Origin of the sequence: Halorhodospira halochloris, from assembly GCF_002356555.2 — a bacterium.
Lineage (GTDB): Bacteria > Pseudomonadota > Gammaproteobacteria > Nitrococcales > Halorhodospiraceae > Halorhodospira > Halorhodospira halochloris.
Map to the genome: position 1 here is coordinate 756247 of NZ_AP017372.2, position 22242 is coordinate 778488.

Annotated in this window: 23 protein-coding genes, 1 other RNA gene, 1 pseudogene and 2 CRISPR repeat arrays; of the genes and pseudogenes, 15 read left to right on the forward strand and 10 right to left on the reverse strand. The window is 56.5% G+C overall.

Annotation, left to right across the window (positions count from 1 at the left end; genetic code table 11):
* Nucleotide 1 precedes the first annotated feature (1 nt).
* The 5 genes from cas7e to cas2e are packed head-to-tail and all read left to right on the forward strand — an operon-like array spanning nt 2 to nt 3721.
* A complete protein-coding gene (gene cas7e, locus HH1059_RS03630; RefSeq protein ID WP_096408403.1) occupies nt 2-1039 on the forward strand; it encodes a type I-E CRISPR-associated protein Cas7/Cse4/CasC in 1038 nt (345 codons plus the stop codon).
* 10 nt (nt 1040-1049) lie between these two features.
* Nucleotides 1050-1787, forward strand: coding sequence for a type I-E CRISPR-associated protein Cas5/CasD (gene cas5e, locus HH1059_RS03635; protein WP_096408405.1), 738 nt, complete (start codon nt 1050-1052; stop codon nt 1785-1787).
* Nucleotides 1787-2488: a type I-E CRISPR-associated protein Cas6/Cse3/CasE gene (gene cas6e / locus HH1059_RS03640; RefSeq protein ID WP_096408408.1), complete on the forward strand. Its 702-nt coding sequence runs from the start codon at nt 1787-1789 to the stop codon at nt 2486-2488. The genes cas5e and cas6e overlap by 1 nt, the downstream gene beginning before the upstream one ends.
* Before the next feature lie 4 nt (nt 2489-2492).
* Entirely contained in the window at nt 2493-3419 is a 927-nt protein-coding gene (cas1e, locus tag HH1059_RS03645) for a type I-E CRISPR-associated endonuclease Cas1e (protein WP_096408410.1), read from the forward strand.
* A gap of 8 nt (nt 3420-3427) precedes the next feature.
* On the forward strand, nt 3428-3721 hold the full coding sequence (gene cas2e / locus HH1059_RS03650; protein WP_420809697.1) for a type I-E CRISPR-associated endoribonuclease Cas2e: 294 nt from the start codon (nt 3428-3430) through the stop codon (nt 3719-3721).
* Nucleotides 3722-3835: 114 nt separating this feature from the next.
* Nucleotides 3836-4414: direct repeats of the CRISPR family, unit length 29 nt; unit sequence GCGTTCCCCGCGCCTGCGGGGATGAACCG.
* Between the two features lie 76 nt (nt 4415-4490).
* Here the strand turns inward: cas2e and HH1059_RS03655 are convergent.
* Nucleotides 4491-5641 (reverse strand): annotated as a pseudogene (locus HH1059_RS03655) (IS3 family transposase).
* A gap of 70 nt (nt 5642-5711) precedes the next feature.
* Nucleotides 5712-7510: a CRISPR direct-repeat array (repeat unit 29 nt; unit sequence GCGTTCCCCGCGCCTGCGGGGATGAACCG).
* Nucleotides 7511-7603: 93 nt separating this feature from the next.
* Between HH1059_RS03655 and HH1059_RS03660 the strand changes: the two are divergent.
* Both HH1059_RS03660 and HH1059_RS03665 read left to right on the forward strand, forming a co-directional pair.
* A complete protein-coding gene (locus HH1059_RS03660) occupies nt 7604-8296 on the forward strand; it encodes a Druantia anti-phage system protein DruA (RefSeq protein ID WP_096408415.1) in 693 nt (230 codons plus the stop codon).
* An 82-nt stretch (nt 8297-8378) separates the two neighbouring features.
* On the forward strand, nt 8379-8768 hold the full coding sequence (locus tag HH1059_RS03665) for a type II toxin-antitoxin system VapC family toxin (RefSeq protein WP_096408418.1): 390 nt from the start codon (nt 8379-8381) through the stop codon (nt 8766-8768).
* 220 nt (nt 8769-8988) lie between these two features.
* Here the strand turns inward: HH1059_RS03665 and HH1059_RS03675 are convergent, their stop codons facing one another.
* Nucleotides 8989-9588 carry an IS4/Tn5 family transposase DNA-binding protein gene (locus tag HH1059_RS03675; RefSeq protein ID WP_162549345.1) on the reverse strand — a complete coding sequence of 200 codons (600 nt, stop codon included), beginning with the start codon at nt 9586-9588 and terminating at the stop codon, nt 8989-8991.
* Between the two features lie 370 nt (nt 9589-9958).
* On the opposite strand from HH1059_RS03675, the gene HH1059_RS03680 reads away from it, so the two are divergent.
* From HH1059_RS03680 to HH1059_RS03700, 5 genes are all read left to right on the forward strand, one after another.
* Complete coding sequence (locus HH1059_RS03680; protein WP_096408425.1) at nt 9959-10879, forward strand: endonuclease NucS domain-containing protein; 921 nt, start codon at nt 9959-9961, stop codon at nt 10877-10879.
* Nucleotides 10880-11241: 362 nt separating this feature from the next.
* On the forward strand, nt 11242-11682 hold the full coding sequence (locus HH1059_RS03685) for an NfeD family protein (RefSeq protein ID WP_096408428.1): 441 nt from the start codon (nt 11242-11244) through the stop codon (nt 11680-11682).
* A 17-nt stretch (nt 11683-11699) separates the two neighbouring features.
* The gene (locus HH1059_RS03690) at nt 11700-12692 is read left to right on the forward strand and encodes an SPFH domain-containing protein (RefSeq protein ID WP_170112997.1); all 993 of its coding nucleotides are present in this window, start codon (nt 11700-11702) and stop codon (nt 12690-12692) included.
* Nucleotides 12693-12770: 78 nt separating this feature from the next.
* Nucleotides 12771-13106: a zinc ribbon domain-containing protein gene (locus HH1059_RS03695; RefSeq protein ID WP_096408430.1), complete on the forward strand. Its 336-nt coding sequence runs from the start codon at nt 12771-12773 to the stop codon at nt 13104-13106.
* 18 nt (nt 13107-13124) lie between these two features.
* Nucleotides 13125-13427, forward strand: a complete 303-nt coding sequence (locus HH1059_RS03700; RefSeq protein WP_276309285.1) for a HigA family addiction module antitoxin — start codon at nt 13125-13127, stop codon at nt 13425-13427.
* A 177-nt stretch (nt 13428-13604) separates the two neighbouring features.
* Here HH1059_RS03700 and ssrA read toward each other — a convergent pair.
* The 4 genes from ssrA to fur all read right to left on the reverse strand — a co-directional run bounded on the left by ssrA (nt 13605) and on the right by fur (nt 15866).
* Nucleotides 13605-13963: a transfer-messenger RNA gene (gene ssrA / locus HH1059_RS03705) on the reverse strand.
* Between the two features lie 70 nt (nt 13964-14033).
* Nucleotides 14034-14813, reverse strand: coding sequence for a c-type cytochrome domain-containing protein (locus tag HH1059_RS03710; protein WP_096408436.1), 780 nt, complete (start codon nt 14811-14813; stop codon nt 14034-14036).
* Between the two features lie 17 nt (nt 14814-14830).
* Nucleotides 14831-15325 carry an SsrA-binding protein SmpB gene (gene smpB / locus HH1059_RS03715; protein WP_096408438.1) on the reverse strand — a complete coding sequence of 165 codons (495 nt, stop codon included), beginning with the start codon at nt 15323-15325 and terminating at the stop codon, nt 14831-14833.
* 82 nt (nt 15326-15407) lie between these two features.
* Entirely contained in the window at nt 15408-15866 is a 459-nt protein-coding gene (fur, locus tag HH1059_RS03720; protein ID WP_096408441.1) for a ferric iron uptake transcriptional regulator, read from the reverse strand.
* 172 nt (nt 15867-16038) lie between these two features.
* Between fur and HH1059_RS03725 the strand changes: the two genes are divergently transcribed.
* Complete coding sequence (locus HH1059_RS03725; protein ID WP_162549346.1) at nt 16039-16269, forward strand: outer membrane protein assembly factor BamE; 231 nt, start codon at nt 16039-16041, stop codon at nt 16267-16269.
* Here HH1059_RS03725 and HH1059_RS03730 read toward each other — a convergent pair.
* The 4 genes from HH1059_RS03730 to HH1059_RS03745 all read right to left on the reverse strand — a co-directional run bounded on the left by HH1059_RS03730 (nt 16248) and on the right by HH1059_RS03745 (nt 19892).
* Nucleotides 16248-16616 carry an RnfH family protein gene (locus HH1059_RS03730; RefSeq protein WP_096408446.1) on the reverse strand — a complete coding sequence of 123 codons (369 nt, stop codon included), beginning with the start codon at nt 16614-16616 and terminating at the stop codon, nt 16248-16250. The genes HH1059_RS03725 and HH1059_RS03730 overlap by 22 nt on opposite strands.
* Nucleotides 16609-17052, reverse strand: a complete 444-nt coding sequence (locus HH1059_RS03735; protein WP_096408448.1) for a type II toxin-antitoxin system RatA family toxin — start codon at nt 17050-17052, stop codon at nt 16609-16611. Before HH1059_RS03735 ends, HH1059_RS03730 begins: the two co-directional genes overlap by 8 nt.
* 219 nt (nt 17053-17271) lie before the next feature.
* Nucleotides 17272-18960 (reverse strand): DNA repair protein RecN, encoded by a 1689-nt coding sequence (gene recN / locus HH1059_RS03740; protein ID WP_096408451.1) that lies wholly within the window; start codon nt 18958-18960, stop codon nt 17272-17274.
* Nucleotides 18961-18971: 11 nt separating this feature from the next.
* Nucleotides 18972-19892, reverse strand: coding sequence for an NAD(+) kinase (locus HH1059_RS03745; protein ID WP_096408453.1), 921 nt, complete (start codon nt 19890-19892; stop codon nt 18972-18974).
* Nucleotides 19893-20014: 122 nt separating this feature from the next.
* Between HH1059_RS03745 and hrcA the strand changes: the two genes are divergently transcribed.
* Together hrcA and grpE are read left to right on the forward strand one after the other, a co-directional pair.
* A complete protein-coding gene (hrcA, locus tag HH1059_RS03750; RefSeq protein ID WP_096408456.1) occupies nt 20015-21070 on the forward strand; it encodes a heat-inducible transcriptional repressor HrcA in 1056 nt (351 codons plus the stop codon).
* A 120-nt stretch (nt 21071-21190) separates the two neighbouring features.
* Nucleotides 21191-22141 (forward strand): nucleotide exchange factor GrpE, encoded by a 951-nt coding sequence (grpE, locus tag HH1059_RS03755; protein WP_096410316.1) that lies wholly within the window; start codon nt 21191-21193, stop codon nt 22139-22141.
* Nucleotides 22142-22242: the final 101 nt, after the last annotated feature.

The following is a 22242-nucleotide window of genomic DNA, read 5'->3' on the forward strand; positions in this document are numbered from 1 at the left end:
CATGAGCACTTTCATCCAGCTGCACTTGCTGACTTCTTATCCCCCGGCCAACCTGAACCGGGATGATCTCGGCCGTCCGAAGACCGCCCGCATGGGGGGCGTCGATCGCCTGCGAGTCTCTTCCCAGAGCCTCAAACGGACGTGGCGAACATCGGAGCTGTTCGAGGATGCCTTGGTCGGTCATGTCGGAACGCGAACCAAGCGGCTTGGCACCGAAGTGTACGAGGCACTCACCGGAGCCGGCATCGCGGAGAAGAAGTCCCTGGAATGGGCGCGGGCCATCGCCAACGTCTTCGGGAAGATCCAGAAGTCTGGCACCGAAATTGAGCAGCTGGCCCACCTCAGCCCCGAAGAGCGTCAGGGTGTCGATGAACTGGTGGCGACCCTGATCCAGGAGCAGCGCGCACCGACCGAAGATGAGTTGAAGTTGTTGCGCAAGAACCCTCACGCGGCGGATATCGGCCTGTTTGGCCGCATGTTGGCCGCTCACCCTGCCTTCAATGTCGAAGCCGCTTGTCAGGTGGCCCACGCTATCACCGTCCATCCGGTGGCGGTGGAGGATGACTATTTCACGGCCGTAGACGACCTGAACTTTGGTGAGGAGGACATGGGCGCGGGGCATATAGGTGAGACCGGTTTCGCTGCGGGGCTTTTCTACAGCTATGTCTGCATCAACCGCGACCAGCTCATCGACAACCTGAGTGGTGACGTCGAGCTCGCTGATAAGGCCATCGCCGCCTTGACCGAGGCTGCCGTAAAGGTCTCGCCCAAGGGTAAGCAGAACAGCTTTGGGTCGCGGGCCTACGCCTCATATGTGTTGGTCGAAAAGGGCCGCCAGCAGCCACGCTCGTTGTCCGTCGCCTTCCTCAAGCCCGTTTACGGCCAGGATCAGGCGGGTACCGCCATCAAGGCGCTGGAAGGGCAAAGGGAGTCGTTCGAGAAGGTCTATGGGCCGTGTGCCGAGGGGCACTATGTCCTGAATGCGGTGGCGGGCGAAGGCAGCCTGGATGAACTGAAGGCATTCCTGGTGCAGAACTAGGAGGTTGGCCATGAATTATCTGGTTTTCAGGCTTTACGGCCCTCTGGCGAGCTGGGGGGAAGCCGCTGTGGGGCCGACCCGTCCCTCAGCATCCTACCCGGGCCGTTCGGCCATTCTGGGTCTCCTCGCCGCCGCACTGGGTATCCGGCGAGAGGAAGAGGCGACGTTGGCACAATTGCGTGACAATGTGACGTTGGCGGTCAAGCAGTGCAGTGCGGGGACGCTCCTTCGTGACTATCACACAGCCCAGGTCCCAAGTCATGACAAAAAGGCGGTCTGGTTGACCCGCCGCGACGAGCTGGGGGTGGCCAAGGATAAACTGAACACGATCCTTTCGGCTCGCGAGTACCGCAGCGATGGGTATTGGGTGGTGGCTATTCGGCTGTCCGATGAGGCGCCGTGGACACTGGATGAGATGGCCGAGGCCCTGCGCCACCCTCGTTTTATGCTCTATCTCGGCCGCAAATCCTGCCCCTTGGCGGCACCATTGCACCCCCGTGTCGTTAGTGCCGGAGGCGTGCGTGAAGCGCTCTCGGAAGAATTCCCCGGGTTCACTGGATCCAAGATGGAGGATGACGAGAAGCGTCGGTTGGGAATTGACGCGGAGGTCAGCTTTGCGTGGGAAGGTGATGCCGGGGATATTCTGCCGCAGGAGACCCGCTATCCCTATGACGAGCCATTGCATCGAGGCCGATGGCAGTTTGCCTCACGCTCGGAGCATTGGCACCAGACGAGGGAGGAGTCGTGATGTTTCTCTCGCGTGTCCATATCAATCCCCAAGCGCTGACACCTAAGAACCTGATGCCGGTGCTGGAGGGTGACAGTTATCGTAATCATCAATTGCTGTGGCGACTTTTCACTGAAGAAGATGAGCGCCCCTTCCTGTTCCGCCAGGAGTTTGAGCATTCCTTTGACTCATCGTCGGGCAAACCGCGAGGTCTGCCGCTTTTCTACGTCCTTTCTCGGGTGGAGCCGCAGGCCGATTCAGAGCTGTTCAGCTGTGAGGTGAAGTCGTTCGAGCCCAAACTGTCTGCGGGGCAGCAGCTGGCTTTCAAGCTGCGAGCCAATCCGGTGGTGGCGAAACGGGAAGAGGGCCGCAAGAACTCCCGCCACCATGACGTGCTGATGGATGCGAAGCGGGCCGCCAAGGATAACGGTGTGACCGACAAGGTGGCCATTCGGTGCTACATGGACGAAGCGGCCCAGAGCTGGCTAGCCAACAAGGGCAGGTCCGAAAAGGCGGGTTACACACTCCAGAGCGCCCCCGAAGTCAGCGGCTATCAGCAGCATGTCCACCGGCGCAAGGGGCGTGACATCCGTTTCAGCAGCGTCGATTTCCAGGGTATACTGACAGTGAACGATCCTGAGCGCTTCGCGCAATCCCTGGCAGAAGGTATTGGCCGTAGTCGCGCCTTTGGTTGCGGGATGTGGATGGTAAGGCGGGTATGAGCCAATGACGACCGAGTTTGTTCCACTCAAACCTATCCCCATCAAGGATCGTGTTTCCATGATCTTTGTAGGACGCGGTCAGCTGGATGTTCGTGATGGCGCCTTCGTCGTCGTCGACGAGGTCAATGGCGAGCGGATGCACATCCCAGTGGGTTCGGTGGCCTGCCTGCTCCTTGAGCCGGGCGCTCGTATATCCCACGCGGCAGTCAAGCTCGCCGCAACAGTGGGAACCCTGCTAATCTGGGTTGGCGAGGCCGGGGTGCGTCTCTATTCAGCAGGTCAGCCAGGTGGAGCGCGTTCGGACAAGTTGCTGTACCAGGCCAGGTTGGCCCTAGACGAGAAGCTCCGGCTGAAGGTTGTGCGTCGGATGTATGCGTTGCGGTTTCAGGAAGAGCCGCCGGAACGTCGTTCGGTGGAACAGTTGCGTGGTATCGAGGGCGCGCGAGTCCGCAAGATGTATAAGGTGCTCGCGCAGAAGTATGGGGTGGAGTGGAAAGGGCGGAGCTATGACCCGAACGAGTGGGATAACGCCGATCCCGTCAACAAGTGTTTGTCGGCCGCCACATCGTGCCTTTACGGAGTTTGTGAAGCCGCCATCCTGGCAGCGGGTTATGCGCCAGCTATCGGGTTTCTGCACACCGGCAAGCCACAGAGCTTTGTCTATGATGTCGCCGACATCGTGAAATTCGAGACCGTCGTGCCTGCGGCTTTTCGGGTTGCAGCGCAGAATCCGGCTCAGCCCGATCGGGCTGTACGCATCGCTTGTCGCGATTCCTTTCGGGATACCCATGTGCTGCAAAGGCTTATCCCCTTGATTGAAGATTTACTGGAGGCCGGCGGTATCGACCCGCCGCCACCAGCCCCCGAGGCTCAACCCCCGGCTATTCCTGAGCCAAAATCCATCGGTGACCACGGCCACAGGAGCAAGTAACATTGGCTATGCTGGTAGTTGTAACGGAAGCGGTGCCTCCTCGATTGAGGGGGCGTCTGGCCATCTGGCTGCTGGAGGTGCGGGCCGGCGTCTATGTCGGTGATGTGAATCGACGTGTGAGAGAAATGATCTGGGAGCAGGTCAACGCCCTGGTGGAAGATGGGAATGTTGTCATGGCGTGGTCGAGTCGCCATGAATCCGGATTCGAGTTCCAGACGTGCGGGAAAAACCGAAGAGTACCAGTCGATTACGAGGGGCTACGTTTGGTGCGCTTTGCTCCAGATCCGGAGGCGGAAGGGTAACATTTTGATTTTTCATGGTTCTTTAAAAATCTGGCATTTTTGTCGAAGGCTGATTTTCTTGGTGCGAACGAGAGTTTTCGTTTTGGCCTTTTAAATCATCTTGTTATAGGAAGTGCGTTCCCCGCGCCTGCGGGGATGAACCGCAGCGACAATTAACCGGCATTCCTGGCAAAATGCGTTCCCCGCGCCTGCGGGGATGAACCGCTCCGACGCTGCTCTCCTCAGCTTCGGCTTGGGCGTTCCCCGCGCCTGCGGGGATGAACCGGTAAGTACCCCGACGCGGAGCCGTCGCACTACGCGTTCCCCGCGCCTGCGGGGATGAACCGCGCGCTAATGCACTGCTGGATTTGCAAACTGAGCGTTCCCCGCGCCTGCGGGGATGAACCGGAGCTTAGACGATGTGATGCGCGCTAATGCGCGCGTTCCCCGCGCCTGCGGGGATGAACCGCGCGTCTTTAGCCGCCGCCTCTGCGCCTTCTTGCGTTCCCCGCGCCTGCGGGGATGAACCGTCTCGGCTAACGTTTTCCTCATGCCTCGATCGGCGTTCCCCGCGCCTGCGGGGATGAACCGAGCGGCACGTTTACCATGCCCGAAGATGAAATGCGTTCCCCGCGCCTGCGGGGATGAACCGCAATCTTAGCACTGTCAAGATCGACGGACTGGGCGTTCCCCGCGCCTGCGGGGATGAACCGTTGTGCCGAACCACCCGCCGAAGCGAGGGGCCGTGTTCTGGTCAAATGATTTCGGACACCAATTTTAGCAGCGTACCTCAGCATACTTCCGCCGGGGCCAAGCCCTCCAAGCTGGTATGGCCGCGGCCAGCGTTGTATTCCCATTCAATAAATTGAGCTATGTCTTTGCTGGCATCATGAAATCCCTGGTAACGACAATGATCGGTCCATTCACTTTTGAGACTGCCGAAGAAACGCTCCATAACCGCGTTATCCCAGCAGTTGCCCTTGCGGCTCATAGAGGCAATCATTCCTTCTTGTCGTAACCTATCTTGATAAATGGTGGATGCATATTGACTGCCGCGATCTGAATGATGCACCAGTCCGGGTTCCGGATTACAGCGTTCTATTGCCATTTCAAGAGCATCTAGAGTTAATTCTACACGCATATTATTGGCTATAGCCCAGCCGACAATTTGGCGATTGTAAAGGTCCATAACTGCAGCCAAGTATATCCATCCACTAAGGGTCCAAATTGCAGTTATATCAGCAACCCAAACGCAATTTGGCTCCCTGGTTTCAAACTGTTGCTGCAATAGGTTTGGCGCACATTTATAGCCATGCTTACTATCCGTTGTTACCTTAACTCGTCTTCTTTGGCGGCACTCTACGCCCGCTTCACGCATTAATCTGCGAGCCTTGTATCGCCCAACTTGGTAGCCGCGTTTGCATAGCTCCTGGGACATCCGCCGACTCCCGAGCCGCTGACGCTTCTTCTCATGCAAATCTTTGACTAGCTCGATTAGCTCATGGCGGTAAGCGTCAAATTTGTCTTTCTTTAGCCAATCGTAATAACCGCTCCTCGAAGCTTTTAAAACTCGGCACATCAAGGAAATCGAGTGGTTTGCCTTCTCCGCCTCTATAAACTGATACTTCAGTTCTGCTCGTTGGCGAAGAAGGCTGCCGCCTTTTTTAATATCGCCCTTTCTTCTTGCAGCTTACGGTTTTCTTCCCGCAGCCGACGGTTTTCCTCTTCAAGCTCTGCAGAGGGTTTTCGGGCTTGCCCGTGGTTTGTTGAGTTATTCTGAAACTCTTCAGGATATAACTCCCTCTCCCATCGATAAATCATGCCGCGAGTAAGATCTAAACGACGAGCTACCTCTGTCTTGGTATAGCCCTGTTCGCGATGCATGTTAACTGCCATTGTCTTGTACTGCTGGCTATACTTTTTGGGTGACTTGCTTTTCATCTTTGAACACCTCCTCTCCAAGATTAGCGTATCTCATTGGAGGTGTCCGTTACCATTGGACCACAACACCGCGTTCCCCGCGCCTGCGGGGATGAACCTCGGACTCGACCTCCTCCATCGAGCCGTAACTCGCGTTCCCCGCGCCTGCGGGGATGAACCGGTATGAGCGACAGCAATCTTAGCACTGTCAAAGCGTTCCCCGCGCCTGCGGGGATGAACCGGCACAGACGACTACTGAATCTTACGGTTTCCAGCGTTCCCCGCGCCTGCGGGGATGAACCGATAATGCAAGACATGCTAACCGATGCAAATCCGCGTTCCTCGCGCCTGCGGGGATGAACCGATATCCTTAACGCCCTCCGAGACTACTAACCAGCGTTCCCCGCGCCTGCGGGGATGAACCGGTCGGGGCTGTCTTAGTGAGGCCCGACCGGACGCGTTCCCCGCGCCTGCGGGGATGAACCGTACCCTCATCTTCCGATGAGACTAACATATCCGCGTTCCCCGCGCCTGCGGGGATGAACCGGACGACGAAACCATTCGCGCTAGCGAAGAATAGCGTTCCCCGCGCCTGCGGGGATGAACCGAGTTGGGTGCTGAGCTTGTCCCTGCAATGCTTGCGTTCCCCGCGCCTGCGGGGATGAACCGCGTTCAGCTGCTCGCGGACACGCTCTTCGTCAGCGTTCCCCGCGCCTGCGGGGATGAACCGCTGCCCATGGAATATGAGCCGGATCGCCATTGGCGTTCCCCGCGCCTGCGGGGATGAACCATCCCGCGTCTATACCGACAAGAGTTTGGGCGCGCGTTCCCCGCGCCTGCGGGGATGAACCGTTTGCCGCGGAACACCCTGAAGCCACGCCAGAGCGTTCCCCGCGCCTGCGGGGATGAACCGATAACCGGCGGCGGTGAGCCGTCAGATGAGTGGCGTTCCCCGCGCCTGCGGGGATGAACCGAGTTTAGACCCGAGCGAGTACGGACAGCAGGCGCGTTCCCCGCGCCTGCGGGGATGAACCGGTTGAGTTGCAAACCACCGACCTGCCTACAGAGCGTTCCCCGCGCCTGCGGGGATGAACCGTTCGCCGGTAGAAAGCTGATTTTCAAGCGCGACGCGTTCCCCGCGCCTGCGGGGATGAACCGTATCACTGGTTGTACGGCGCACCGCTGCTTGCGCGTTCCCCGCGCCTGCGGGGATGAACCGATTACGGCACGGGGCGATCAGGGAAACGGGTCGCGTTCCCCGCGCCTGCGGGGATGAACCGGCGCAACAGTTCATCACCGTATGACGTGTACGGCGTTCCCCGCGCCTGCGGGGATGAACCGCCCTGGCGCCCGGACGATGCCCGTGTCTATCAGCGTTCCCCGCGCCTGCGGGGATGAACCGATGAACCGATCACCAGCCTTGTCCCACGGCAAGCGTTCCCCGCGCCTGCGGGGATGAACCGTCCTTGAGTCTTTGTGGAGATACACTAATGGAGCGTTCCCCGCGCCTGCGGGGATGAACCGGCGATGGAGCTGTTTGGCGCGCGCTACTTTAGGCGTTCCCCGCGCCTGCGGGGATGAACCGGGCCGATGGCAAGTGCGGATAGAGGATTTGAGGCGTTCCCCGCGCCTGCGGGGATGAACCGAAAGGCTGGTTAGGTGGCATCAGAGCCATTAAGCGTTCCCCGCGCCTGCGGGGATGAACCGTCCGGTAGGGGCATAGGACGTAAAGCGAACCCGCGTTCCCCGCGCCTGCGGGGATGAACCGTGTTCAGCACAGCCTTGTTGCTTGAACTCTCGGCGTTCCCCGCGCCTGCGGGGATGAACCGTCATCGGTAGTCATTAAATCTGCTACTCGTATGCGTTCCCCGCGCCTGCGGGGATGAACCGATTGATATACAGTAAACCCGCCTGGTTCTCCGGCGTTCCCTGGATTGGCGCGGTGCCAACGGACGGCTCTGCGATGTCAGCTGCCGGGTCGCGATGCTGCGACTGCACGAGCAGGGGAAGATCACCCTACCTCCATCCCGGCTGCGCAAGCGCCGTCGGCGCGCCACGTTTCCCCCGACGCCGGCAACCGACCCCCAGCCGCTTCTCAATACGCCGGTCAACATGATGCCAAAACCGACCTTTCATATCGTCCAGGGCAATGCGGCGCAATCACGGTGCTGGAATGAGTACATAGCCCGCTATCACTACCTAGGCTACACGCCATTAGACGGTCACCAGATCCGCTATAACGTCTACGCTGGAGAACAACTCGTCGCGCTGCTCGGCTTCGGAGCCAGCGCCTGGAAGCTCGCCGACCGTGAGCGGTTTATCGGCTGGAGCAGCGAGCAACGCGAGCGCAATCTATCCCTTGTGGTCAACAATACACGCTTTTTGATCCTGCCCTGGGTGCAGGTGCGTGGGCTTGCCTCAAAAATCCTGGGGCTTGCAGCGCGGCAATTGCCGCTAGATTGGCAGCAGCGTTACGGCTTTCAACCGGTGCTGCTTGAGACCTTTGTCGAATGGCCCCGCCACACCGGGACCTGCTACAAGGCGGCCAACTGGCAGTGGGTGGGTCGCACAACCGGGCGGGGCAAGAAGAGCACAAGCCACAAGCAAAGGCTGCCGACCAAGGACATCTGGCTCTACCCGCTCAGGCGTGACTTCGCTAATCGGCTTTGTAGCTGAGATAGTTACCTGCTCACCGAAACTTTACGAACTCCGGTGACAAGGCCTAGGCAAGCTCGCCAACCCATTGTACATTGTTCGTATGGACATCGTCGCTGACACTAATATCTTCCTCGCGGTTGCACTGAATGAACCAGACAGAGACCGCATCATCACGCTGACGGCCGACGCGTCAGCGTTAGCACCTGAAATTTTGCCCTATGAGATCGGCAACGCCCTTTCTGCGATGGTGAAGCGGCGTCAACTTTCGTATTCAGAGGCTCTGGAGGCCGAGAAGTCAGTCCGACGGATTCCGGTGCGGTTAGTGTCCACGGATATACGTAGCTCGCTGCAGCTTGCTCTGGATCAAGATATTTACGCCTATGACGCATATTTCCTGCAATGCGCTCAGGCACTATCGTGCCCGTTATTGACCCTTGATCGTCGTATGAGGCAGGTGGCGAGAGAACTTGGGATCAGGGTACTGGAGTAAACGTGATGAAGGTATTTACATACTCTGAAGCTCGGCAGAACTTGTCGAAATTGCTGGTCCTGGCCCAGCGCGAAGAGGTAGAAATCAGGAGAAAGGACGGTAGCACGTTTTCTCTCCGTGCGAAGCCCAGGGAATCGAAGTCGCCGTTTGACGTGCCTGGAGTAAGTACAACCGCCACAACGTCAGACATACTTGAGGCAGTCCGGGAATCCCGGGAGAGCTAACAAGGCCATTCAGCCGACGCTCGTTCCTCGCGCGGCTGATTTGCGACGTTAGAACGATATGGTAGATAACAATCACCAGAGAGTCGGCGCAGGCCGCGGTCCTCGCAGTGCCGGGCCCAGGCATATACATCGATCAGCCCAAGGGGTGTGCCCTCGGTGCTGAAGGCCATGGTGTCGTGGACAATCAGCCCCTGCGCCCCGTCGGCTCGGCTGCCGATCGGCCCGAGGCCCTCGGTGATCGTCGGAGCCGAGTAGTTGAGCGTGGTGGTGTCCTGCACGGCCAGCACGACGTCGTGGTGCCGGCAGCGCCCGGCGCTGGCCTGCGCGTGCGAACGGATCAGCTGCTGCATGCTCGCCCTCGGATTCGCCAGAAACCGATAGGCTGCCTTCGTGCGCGCTCGTGTGCCACAGGCCTCGGGTGTATCGGCTTGGCTGTGCGCGGCGAAGTCACGGGCGACGGTGATCAGCCGCTCCTGCAGGCGCCGGTCGCCGCAGCGGGCGTGGGCGAACTCGTGACGGGCCCAATCGTCGATGGGCAGCTCGGCTGTTGTTGGCTGCCAAAATCCGTACATATTTGGCGGAGGATTCAAGAACACGCATATCTACTGGGTAGCTAAAAGCTAAGACTAGCTATCACGCACTGTGTGGATTTATGGTCGCTGCTCAGGTGGCAGCTTTCGTCTGGAATCAGTGGCAGGCTTCGTATGTAATGGGTGGCAGCGGATAGGTGCCTTAGCCTTACGCAGGACTATGACGACCTCGTTGACGAACATGAGCGGCTCCGGCGCACCTACCAAAACCTATCCGATTGAGTTGCATATGCGGACTCTTTGGACGAGGCTCGGGACTGTGCACTGTAGCGCGCTGACCATTAGCTGGAGCTGACCGGGTAACGCCGCCTGGCGGCGCCTTCACCCGGTGGTTCAGCTCAGCCGTTAAGAGCCCAGATCAAAAAAAGGAGACGAGATGCCACGTTATTGGGTGATTGCCCCCATAGATTCTCAGCCGGCTGACTTCTTCGAGAAGGTGTGGCGCTTTGATATCGAAAAGGAGGTCATTTCAATTGGCTGGTCTCAGTTCGGTGATGTGTCCGGCATGAGTCGTGACGAGCTGGCAAAAGTCGTGGCCCACCACTACCCTGAGAAGCCACAACAGACCAAAGGCTTGATCACTAATATGGTGTGGTCATTTTGCCACAAGATAGAGCCTGGCGATGTCGTTATAGCGCGGCGTGGAAGAAAGATACTCGCAGCCGTTGGTACAGTCAGAGAAAAAGCATTCTACAAGGCTGGGAAAAATCCTGATGTAGATCACCGTCTTTTCCTTCCTGTGACATGGCACCAAGAACCCAGAGACAAGGACTTTGGTGCGGTAGTGTTTCCCATGCCTACCTTGGCAGAAATTGATGAAACGCAATACCAGAGCCTTGTCGAGGGGTCGGGGCTAGAAGTTGCCAAGAGCGAGGATGGGGAGACTTACGAGAATCAAGCAGAGTTTGTTCTGGAGAAGTACCTCGAGGAATTTATCGTCTCCAACTTCTCCGGAATATTTAAGGGTGAACTCGAGGTATATGTCGACGAGGACGGTAATACTGGGCAGCAGTACACCACGGACATTGGTTCTATTGATATTCTTGCGGAAGATCGCCGCAATAATTCGCTTGTCGTTATTGAGCTAAAAAAGGGCCGCCCTTCGGACCAAGTGGTAGGGCAAATCATGCGATACATGGGATGGGTCAAAAAAAACCTTGCGCTAGAAGACCAGAAGGTACGAGGTCTTGTGATTTGCCGCGGGGAAGATCAGAGGCTCAGCTATGCGCTAGAAATGGTCGATCATGTTGATATCCGGTACTACAAAGTTTCGTTTTCCCTTACGGAGCGCCCTTAACAAAACGCTCAACCGGGCGCTCGTACCTCGCGCCGGTTAGCTCGGCGTAGCTTGCGGGGTAGAAGTCCCTGTCGGGCAAGGGTTCGCTAGATCAGATCAAGGTGAGTTTGGATACCACGGCGGATGGCGCCTCTCAGGTGGCGGTGGCTAGCGAGGAAGTTGCAAGGCTTGCTTCGTCTTTGCAAGATCGGGTTCGGAGCTTTCGGGTATTGCGGTTTTTGGCAGACGGTTGCGATCTAGGGTATGGTGGAATTGTGCGCCCTCGTCGATGGCGTAGACCACCGTGGTCTCGCAAACCACGTGCAACACACTCACTGATAATTGATTGACAGAACAATGAGCATAATGACAATCCGGAAATCATGATAAGCGCGTGGAATATCTGGTTAGCTTCGGCCATTGGCCTGTTGTTAGTGGACCTTCTGCTCTTCGGTGGGGCAAGCGGAGTGCTGCTGGCAATGGCCGGAATGGCTCTGTTCGGCATGGGCGCGGCCTTGTTAGGTTTGTCATGGGAATTCCAGATCCTTAGTGCCGCCCTTTCAGGCGTTCTGTTGATCCCCCTGGCACTAAAAGCATTGAAGAAGCTAACCCCGGGGGAGCTATCTCAAAGCCTTGATGATCCGCGCCTTCGAGGGCAGCAATTCAAAGTTTATACCGACAGTGGTGGCCAGGCGCGTGTTACTGTTTTCGGCGATGAGTTTATGGCTCGCCCATCAAGCATTGATCAATCATTAAAAGATGGCAGTCTAGTGCGTATTGTTCGTTTTGAAGGCAATACGGCAATAGTAACCCCCAATGATTAGGTAGTGAGAATCATTTCATGAACAGTGATGTCCCAATACCCGAGATCACCACGCTGCTGATTGTTCTGTTAGCAGTCCTGCTTATCATTATAATAATCAAAGGGCTGGTTATAGTGCCTCAGCGACATGCCATGGTGATTGAACGCTTGGGCCGTTATCATCGCACCCTTAACGCTGGCTTGAATCTAATCATCCCGATCCTTGACCAACCACGACCGATAACCATCGTCCGCTACCGGGATAACCAGAAGACAATCAACACAGAAAAAAAGATCGATCTGCGCGAGGTGGTGCTTGATTTCCCCAAGCAGGAAGTTATCACCAAGGATAATGTCGGTGTACGTATAGACGGCGTGCTCTATTACCAGATAATGGACGCCCAAGCGGCTATTTACGGGGCAGAAAATCTAGTTTTAGCTGTACAGACCTTAGCTCAAACATCGCTACGTTCAGAAATCGGCCGCATGGAACTCGATCAGATATTCGAGTCGCGTCAAGAGATAAATGCTCGTCTGCAGAACACCATGGATGATGCAGGCAACAAATGGGGGGTAAAAGTAAACCGCGTGGAGATCCGGGATATCGATATTCCTGACGATATCCGCGAGGCCATGAATAAGCAAATGGCTGCCGAGCGCGCCCGAAGAGCTGAAGTCAGGGAGGCAGAGGGATATAAGCAAGCGGAGATTCTCAAGGCAGAAGGTGATAAGGAGGCGGCGGTACAGCGTGCGGAAGGTGAAAAGCGCGCTATACAACAGATTCTGGAAGCCGCCGCGGGTACAGAAGGATTAGAGGCGCGTGATGCCATGCGCTATCTTATTGCCCAGGAGTACATGGAGACATTGCCAAAAGTGGCTCAAGAAGGTGAGCGTGTCTTTATTCCGCTGGAGGCTACCAGCCTCATGGGATCTGTCGGTGGTATTAGAGAGTTGCTTGGCCCCACGACTGGTGCGGCTGCCGCATCGAGTTCTTCCTCATCGGGAGCAGGCAGTGGGGGGAGTGGTGGATAAGTCTTTAAGTTATCTTCCCAAAACCTTACATCAACTAATAGCCGAGGAAGGAAGGAAGAGCGGAAGTCGCAGAGCTGATTGGTAAGATTCGGGGCCTTCCATCAATTGCTCAAGCTCAAAGCGGAAGAAGCTGGTGCTTGGGCGGTGGAGGCCCCGACGCGGCAGATCAAGCCCTCGCAGACCTGCCACGCATGCGGGCAGCAAGAGAAGAAACCGCTCAGTCAACGCTGGCACAGCTGCCCTTGCGGAACGTCCTGTTCACGGGACGAGAACGCCGCTCGGGTGCTGTTGGCTTGGCTGGAGCGGAGTTTATCCGGCCGGGAACCGGCCGATGCGTGGAGGGAGGTCAGACCGGGTCATCCTCTGGATGAATCGGCACTCCCGTCGAAGCGCGAAACTCACGCCGTAGCGTAAGCTTGGCGGGAGTAGTTCATACATAGGCAGCCGACTCATCCCGGTGAAATGCTGGTAGAGGAGTTCCTGCGTCCAATGCAAATTACGCAGCGCGAACTAGCAGATGCCATTCATGTGCCTTATCAGAGGGTTAATGAGCTAGTTAATCAGAAGCGTGGTATTACGCCCAGCACCGCGCTTCGTTTGGCTCGATTCTTTGGTGTTTCGGCTGATTTCTGGTTGAACCTTCAGGTCAGGTGGGATCTTTATAAGACACAACAAGTTGAAAAGGACGAGTTGGCGGAGATTCAAGATGTCACTCATTGGCAAAAGATGGCTTAACAATGCAATGTACGCGACAAACTCGTGATAGCGACGTTATGGGGAAAGGCGCCTCTGTCAGTAGCCTGGTTGTCTTGAGTGGTGGGCAAAAGCGACAACTATCATAGCTTGGTTTCTTTAAAAGCCCGCGTGGCGCGGGCTTGGGGGGAGTTTGTGGCACATCTTGTCACGTTTATTTGGTGGAGGCGGCGGGAATCGAACCCGCGTCCGCAGGAGCTACGCCCTCGGATCTACATGCTTAGCCGGATCTATTCTGTTTAACTACCGGGTGCCCGACCGGCAGGGCGTCCCGATAGCGAGCCCGTTTGGGGTTCGCACCAGAGGACCGGACCTATCCCCTGGCACTAGCCTGTGTCTATGACTGCTCGGCGACCGGCACAGGCACCGACCGTGAGCAGCTAGCGGGTGTTACGCCGCTAGAGCGTAGTTGTCGTCGTTGGCAACTATTTTAAGCTTACAGCCTGTTTTACGAGGTAGACTGTCACCTCGGCATGCACCTCGGGTTTCGCGACCCGCGTCGAAGCCATGTCGCCCCCTCAGCTAAACTCAAATATATAGACAATTGTTCTTGGCTTCAAGTTCAACTTTAGTGCTCTCTCTCGCCTATTAACGTTCTGCCCCTTTTTCAACCCATTTGCTAATCGTGTCTATATCGCTCTGCGGCAGCTCAGGTCCACCAAGTGGCATAAGCGGCTCTTCGCTCCCGTCCAGCATAAGCACTAAGAGGCTTTCTTGTGGCTCTCCCGGTTCTACTACAGCTCCGGAATCCCCGCCCTCCATTAGGGCGTCGTAGGAGCTGAGGTCGAGACCACCGAGATCGTTATGCCGACTGTGACAGTGTACGCACTGGTTCTGCATGATACGGCTTACCTGGGAGTAGGTTACCGCGTCGGGATCTCGGTCTGGATCTTCATCGGCTGCGGTTTCTGCATGTGGTGTGGCTGAGGCGTGGATAAGTTCACCGCCGTAGTAACCAAGCAGGACGATATTTACGAAGCCAGCCAGATAGACGATATGGAGCAAGATCGAGCGGATATTTAGTTTGCTGTGAAGATATACAGCTAAGCCAAGCAGGGGTATGAGGATCAGTGCCAGGGTGATCTTGATTTTAAACAGCGAGCTGAGGTGGCCGCCAAAGTAGTGCACCCAGTCCATCAGCCCAACCAGCATGGTGGGTACGGCTGAAATGAAGGCGAAAGTCACGCAGTCACGGGCAGTGATAGCGTATCTGTTGTACTGGGGTACCAGGGCAATTAATGCAAAGACCATCGCCGCTACAACTAGGCCGATGGTGATATGCACGAATATCGGGTGCACCGGATGGGTGTAGCCGAAGAAGGCGAGAATATCGTAGAACCATGCTACGAATGCTGATGCGACTTCCATCTAAATTCCCCTAGCAGTCAAACCTTATGTTTTAGTAGGCGCTCGCGCTGTCTTTGCCAGTCTTTTTCCTTCTTATCGGCGCGCTTGTCTTGCTTCTGCTTGCCCTTGGCTAGGCCTATCTCCAGCTTTGCCTTGCCCCGTTTCCAGTAGAGTTGTAGTGGGACAACTGTGTATCCAGCGCGATCCACAGAACCAGCCAGCCGACTTATTTCACGCCGGTGCAGCAATAACTTGCGAGTGCGGGTCGGGTCAGGGCGGATATGTGTCGAGGCGGTGCTCAGCGGAGTTATGTTGCACCCGACTAGCCACGCCTCTCCTCGTCGTACTAAAACATAGCTCTCGGTGAGATTAACGCGCTTCTCGCGCATGGACTTGACTTCCCAGCCCTCAAGAGCGAGGCCAGCCTCTAAGCGCTCTTCGATGAAATAGTCAAATCCCGCCTTGCGGTTTACGGCTATAACATTCCCGCCGCCTGCCTTGCTTTTTCCTGCTTTCTTACTCACTGCTGTGATTATACTTTTATTGTGGTTTGCCTGGCTAGCCTAAGTTAGAGAAGGCCACCGCGTCTTAGAGAGCGGTGGCTGGATTAACTACTTAGCGTTCGTAGTAGGCTGTATCTGCCGTGGATTCCTCTGTCTCGCCGTCTTCGCGACACTCAGCGCACAATCCGTAGAGGATTAGCGAGTGTCCGGTCATGCGAAAGTCACACCCATTTGCTGTCTCGCGTTGACGCTTTTCGATGGTATCATCAACGAACTCCTCAACCCGGCCACAATTGGTACAGACAATGTGGTCGTGATGGTTGATGTCGTTCAGTTCAAAGACCGAATGGTTCCCTTGGAAATTATGTCGAACGACGATGCCGACATTTTCAAACTGAGTAAGCACCCTATAAACGGTTGCTAGGCCTATGTCTTCCCCTGCATCCAATAGTGAGCGATAGACGTCCTCGGCTGAGACGTGGCGTTGCCTACTTTGCTCGAGGATCTCAAGTATTTTCATCCGCGGCAAAGTTACCTTCAAACCCGCTTTGCGTAATCCTGATGCGTCCACAGCGCCCCCTTTAATCACTGTCTATACCCAACCTGTATAGGATATCATAGGCACTATGAAAAACATAGCCAAATGCAAATTGTTCTTATTATGCTTAGTCGCAGGGGTGTCTCTAGCGGCATGTGGTGGCGGTTTCCCTTTTGCCCAGCCTCTCGAGATAGAGCAGGGCAATATGCTGGAGCGCGAGGACATCGACCGAATTGAGACTGGGATGAGTCAAGCCCAGGTTGAGCAGATACTAGGGCGTCCAGTCCTTGAGCATCCTTTCGCTGAGGAGCGGTGGGACTACATATACAGGTATAGCGGTGCCGACCGTGAGGATGAGGCAAACAAAAGACTAACTATTTTCTTCGAGCAAGGTCAGGTAGCCGAGATAGAGGATCACTGGCCCGAGGATGATTGACCTGATGCCCGCTGGCGGCGCGCCTCTTTGGGGTCGATAAGCAGAGGGCGGTAGATCTCGACACGATCACCGTCACGCAGGGCAGTTTGGGGTTTGGTAACTTGACCGTGGACTCCCACCGCTTGTTCGGCTAGATCTATCTGCGGGTGGTGCTCAAGTATCCCGGATGCCTGGATGGCGTCGTTTACAGTGCTGCCAGTGGGCAGTCTGACGTCTAGCACTGTCTGTTGATGCGGGAGAGCGTAAGCCACCTCGACCTGGATAGTTGGAGCGGTTGTGTCCTTGTTCTCTCCTGCCCCTTGGTCTAGGTTGGGGAATGATTTACCTGCGCTGCCCTCATTAGCCATGCCGCTTTCCGTATATCTCTTGCGCCCTCTGGACAAAGGCGTCTACAAGCCTGCCGGATAGCTGAGTGAAGAATTTCCCGAAGGCATAGGCGACTAATCTGTTAGAGAACTCGAAATCCATCTCTAGAGTCACTTTGGAGTTACCATCGCCAAGGTCGTAGAAGCGCCAATGGCCCCTGAGATGCCGAAAAGGGCCATCAACCAGTCTCAGGTCAATGCTCTTACCGCGCTCGTGGGTGTTTTCGGTTACCAGTGATTTCTCTACGCCGCTCTTAGCAAAGGTCATCCGAGCCCGGGTCGAGTGCTCGCTGGTGGATATGATCTCACAGCGCTTGCACCACGGAATGAACTCGGGGTAGCTGGCCACATCGTTGACTAGATCGTAGATCTCTTCGGTAGTGTAGGGCACTACTGCGCTGCGGCTGATTGTCGGCATAAAGCTCCTCTTTTGTTAGCTTTCACCTGATATATGCTAACACACCCCTAACTTGAACATCTTCAGCAGCCCCTATCAGGCGCCTTTAAGATTTCCCCTGAGCCAATTGGCGGCCCCAGGGGTGGAGGTCTTGGCGCCAGGGATGGCGCCATGAAGCCTCCAGGGATGGATTCACGGCGTCCTCCACCCCTGGGGCCGCCAATTGGCTCAGGGGAAATCTTAAAGGCGCCTATCGGTTCCGCGCTGTAGCATTTCCCGTGCTGCTCCCCGCTCATGATCGCTGATTTGCAAGCCGCCAAGCATACGAGCCAGTTCTTCGATGCGCCCATCATCATCAAGCTGGGTTACCGAGGCGCTTGTCGCTTGTCCATCCTGGGCCTTTGCGACGTTAAAGTGATGGCTTGCCTGGGAGGCAACCTGCGGCAGATGAGTTACGCAGAGGACCTGGTAGCGCTGCCCCAGAGTCCGCAGCAGGCGGCCAACAACCTCTGCTACGGCTCCACCGATGCCGGTATCAGCCTCATCGAAGATTAGCGTCGGCACAGAGGACGAACCGGAGACTGTGGCCACTTGGAGCGCTAGTCCCAAGCGGGATAGTTCGCCCCCTGATGCCACCTTGGCCAACGGGCCTGGGGGGTGGCCTGGGTTGGTGCGGACCTTGAGCTCTACATGGTCAAGCCCGTGGGCAGTTGGATATCCTTCAGGGTTGTGCTCAACCGCCACGATCAATTCAGCCCCAGCCATGCCTAATTCACCGAGTAATTCACCGACTTCTGCAGCGAGGGTCGTGGCGTAATGCTGGCGCAGCGCTGATAGCTCGGCTGCTGCCTGACGGTAATTCTCAAGCACCTCATCGCGTTGCTGGCGCAGTTCTGCTATACGCTGCTCAGCGTTTTCCAGTTGGTAGAGGTCGTTTTGGAGTCTGCTGAGTGTCTCGGGCAACTCATCGACTTCGACCCGGTGCTTACGGGCCAAGTCGCGTAGGTCGCTTATCTTTTGATCAAGTTCAGACAAGCGCTGTGGGTCGGGTTCCAGTGTATCAGTAAAACTGCGCAGAGCCTGGCAGCCTTCCTGCAGGTAGGTCAGGGCTGTTTCGAATAACTCACAAGCTTCGTTGAGCGAGGGGTCTATTCCCCGCTGCTCCTCAAGCTCGCGCAGGGCACGACCTATGAGTGCTTGTGCGGATTGCTCATCGTCACCAAGATTATCCAGCTGGCTGTGGGCTTGGCGTAGCAACTCCTCTGCATGGGCAAGACGTCGATGTTCGTTCTCCACCTCGGCTATGCCTTGCTCGCCGGGAACCACACTGTCCAGCTCTTCAACCTGATAGCGCAGGAGTGCCAGGCGATCTTCATAATTCTGTTCGCTGCTGCTTAACTCATCTAGTTCACGATCGATTGCTTTCAATTGCCGGTATAGCTCAGCGATTTGATCGACCGGCAGCCGCTGATGGGTGTTGGCAAAGCCATCCAGCAGGGCGCGTTGGGCGTTGGCACGCAGAAGTGACTGGTGGGCATGCTGGCCATGGATGTCGATTAGATGTTCGCCAAGTGAGCGAAGCATCTGCAGGCCCACCGGGACGCCGTTTATATACCCACGCGAGCGGCCGCTTTTTTGGATTACCCGCCGGATAATGAGTTCGTCTTCGGCTGTTAGCTCTTGTTCGGTAAGCCATGCGCTAAGTCCAGAATCGCTCGGCGGATCGAATATGGCTGTGATTTCAGCCTTCTCGCTGCCGGGGCGGATGACGTCTGCCGTCGCCCTGTCACCTAGGCATAGGCCAATAGCGTCGAGGAGTATCGATTTCCCTGCCCCTGTCTCGCCGGTGAGGACGTTCATCCCTGCACCGAGTTCAAGATCTAGTTCCTCGACTATTGTAAAGTTACGGATGTGTATTTCTCTCAGCATGGCGCCCCTACTTAAGCGCTGGCATGTAGCTCTCGTGGGGGTCCTCCCCAGCCTAGCTTAGCCCTTAACAGGTTGAAGTAACTATATCCGGGGGGGTGAATCATGCTCAGCGGAGTTGGATGAGCCCTGACTATAATTCTGCTCCCCGGGCTTAAAGCAAGATCCTGCTGGCTATCACAGCTTACCCTGACCCGATCGATAAACTCTGCATGGACCTCAATCTCCACTTGACTTCTGCTGTCTATGACCAGCGGCCGATTGCTTAATGAGTGCGGGTTGACCGGCACCATGACCATAGCATGCAAATTCGGGTGTACAATCGGACCGCCGCCGGCTAGAGCATAAGCGGTTGAGCCGGTGGGGGTGGAGACAATAAGGCCGTCTGCCCTATGATCGCTTAGTGGCTCGCCGTCGACCCAAGTGGAGAGCTCGATCATCCGGGATGTGTTCCAACGGTGAATGGAGACCTCGTTTACGGCTACTGCGCTGTCAGGTTGGGTGGTTTTGTGCGCCCCGTTATGGTGAACTTGGGCGGTCAGCAGGAAGCGTTCGTCGATCACGTAGTTGCCGGTTAGGACTTGCTCCACCTCTCTGAGGTTATCTGGGTGGACGTCGACGAGAAAGCCGAGCCTGCCGCGGTTGATACCCATGAGGGCAATGTTGGGTCTGCCAGCAAGGGCGCGGGCGACATGGATCAGGGTGCCATCACCGCCGATGGCGATAATCAACTCGCAGCTATCCAGCAGTTCAGCAAAAGGTACTCGCAAATTCTCGCAGTAGCCGTTGTTGGTTACCGATGAGGCGTCGATGTATGCCCTACAGCCATGTTCCTTAAGGATTGGCAGTAGCTGTTCGAGTAGCTGGCATACTGCGGGGTCGCCAGGTTTGCCGATGATGCCGACGGATTTAAATGTGCAAAAGCTCTCTGTCATGGCGGGAAGGTTAGCATGGCCTTAGCTGGTGGCCAATTGACGGCTGCATCGGTGGTTGCTAAATTGCCTGATTCCTTTCGCAGAAAGGTTGCTATGGCCAATCAGCCAGGAAGCATAACCCCATGAGCCCGCCGCATGATCAAGAGCTTAACAAACGTGCGCGGACTCTCTTGCGAGCCTTGGTGCATCGCTATATCCGCGATGGTAAGCCAGTGGGTTCGCGTATCCTTGCTCGAGAGGCGCAGCTACCTTTAAGCCCCGCGACAGTGCGGAATGTCATGGCTGATCTTGAGGAGCAGGGTTACATTACGGCTCCTTATACATCGGCGGGACGTATCCCCACAGAGCGCGGGTTGCGGTTCTACGTTGACTGCCTGCTCCAGATCCAGCCCATGGCTGACGATACTGTTGAAAGGCTGCGCCGTCGCCTGAGCCGGGACCGGCAGGAGGGTAGCGAGGGGTTGGTCGATTCCGCCTCCAATCTGCTGTCGCGGTTTACCCAGCTGGCCGGGGTGGTAACCTTGCCACGGCGCGAGTGGGCGGTTTTGCGCCATGTCGAGTTCCTGCCCCTCTCCGGTAAGCGGGTCTTGGCGATCCTGGTGATCAATGAGAGTGAGGTGCAAAACCGGGTAATCAAGGTCGATCGTGAGCATAGTGATTCTGAGCTGCAGCAGATCGCCAACTTTCTGAATGAGGAGTTTGCCGGCCTGGAAATCGCTGCTATCCGCGAACGCCTGATTGATGAGATGCGCGCCGACCAGTTCCGCCTCGATGAATTGATGAGCAAGGCTGCGGAGGTAGGAGGCAAGGCCTTTGCTCCAGAGCTGGATGAGGAAGGTTACGTCGTTGCCGGGCAGACCAATTTGATGGAGCTTGAGGAGCTCTCGAATGTCGAACGGTTACGACAACTCTTTGACGCGCTTTCCCGCAAGCGGGACATACTTCACCTGTTAGACCGCTGCGCCTGTGCCGAGGGGGTTCAGATATATATCGGCAATGAAGCTGGCTACGATCTGTTTGATGGCTTGTCTTTGGTGACGACGCGTTATGCCGTGGAAGGCGAGCCTGCCGGTGTTCTTGGAGTTATTGGGCCTACCCGGATGCCTTACGACAGGGTTGTGCCGATCGTCGATGTTACTGCCAGATTGTTGGGCGCGGCCTTGAATCCTAGTCGCTGAACCCCCAAAAAGCAGCCAGAAGGAAGTGCAACCATATAGCTAATGGCCTCGCTGGCTCTGTGCCGGCGAGTTATGCCGTACGAATACACCACGCAAGGGCTCAATTCAGCGGAGCATGCTATGAGCGATAAACATCGAGATAGCCCTCATGAGGCGAACAAAGAAGAGCAACAGGTAGCTGGTGGAAATGATCATCATCGACAGGAGCAGACCGGATCGGCTGATAAGTCTGCGCACGGCTCGCACGGTGGGTCAGATTCGGCCGCCACAGAGAATCAGCGAGATGGCAGTGCCGGATCTAGTCCTGATACTGCAATAGAAGGTGATTTTATCGGCGCAGCCGAAGCGCAGGAAAGTAGTGCAGAGGCTAGCGCAGACAGTGCTGCTTCTGGGGAGGTTGCCGCGGATTCCCCCGAGGTTGATGGCGCGACCACTACACAACAGGGGGGGGTGCAAGGTAGCGAAGATGATCTGGCTGATTCCGAGCAGCCTGAAGCTGAGCAGCAGGGCGGCAATGCCGAGGAGCAGGACCCTGCCCAGTTGCAAGCGCGTATAGAGCAGCTCGAAGCGGAACTGGCTGAGGCCCGCCAGCAGGTTGAAACCCACCGTGATCAAGCATTGCGCATCCGCGCTGAGATGGAGAATATGCAGCGCCGGGCGCAGAAAGACGTCGAGCAGGCCAAGCGTCAGGGGCTGGAAAAGGTTGCCTCCGAGTTGCTGCAGGTTAAAGACAGCTTGGAGATGGGAGTGCAGGCTGCCGAGGATGAGGAGGCTGACCGGGCGAAGCTCCTTGAGGGATCGCAGCTCACCCTCAAGATGCTTAACCAGGTCTTCGAGCGCTCGCAGATTGAGGAGATTAATCCGCAAGGTGAGCGCTTCAATCCTGATTATCATGAGGCGATGGCGGCTCAGCCGAGCAATGATCAGGAGCCCAATACTGTGCTTCATGTGGTGCAGAAGGGCTATCGACTAGAGGAGAGACTGCTGCGCCCGGCTTTGGTGGTTGTCGCCAAGAAGGCTGACGATGCACCTGGAGGGCAAAGTGGTGGTTCGGTCGATGAGAGCGTTTGATGACGGTTAGCCATACTGCGCGGTGAAAAAAATTTCCTTTAGGGCTTGAAAAGCACAACTTCACCCCGCAATTAGGGCTCAGAGAGGATTATAGGCCCGAA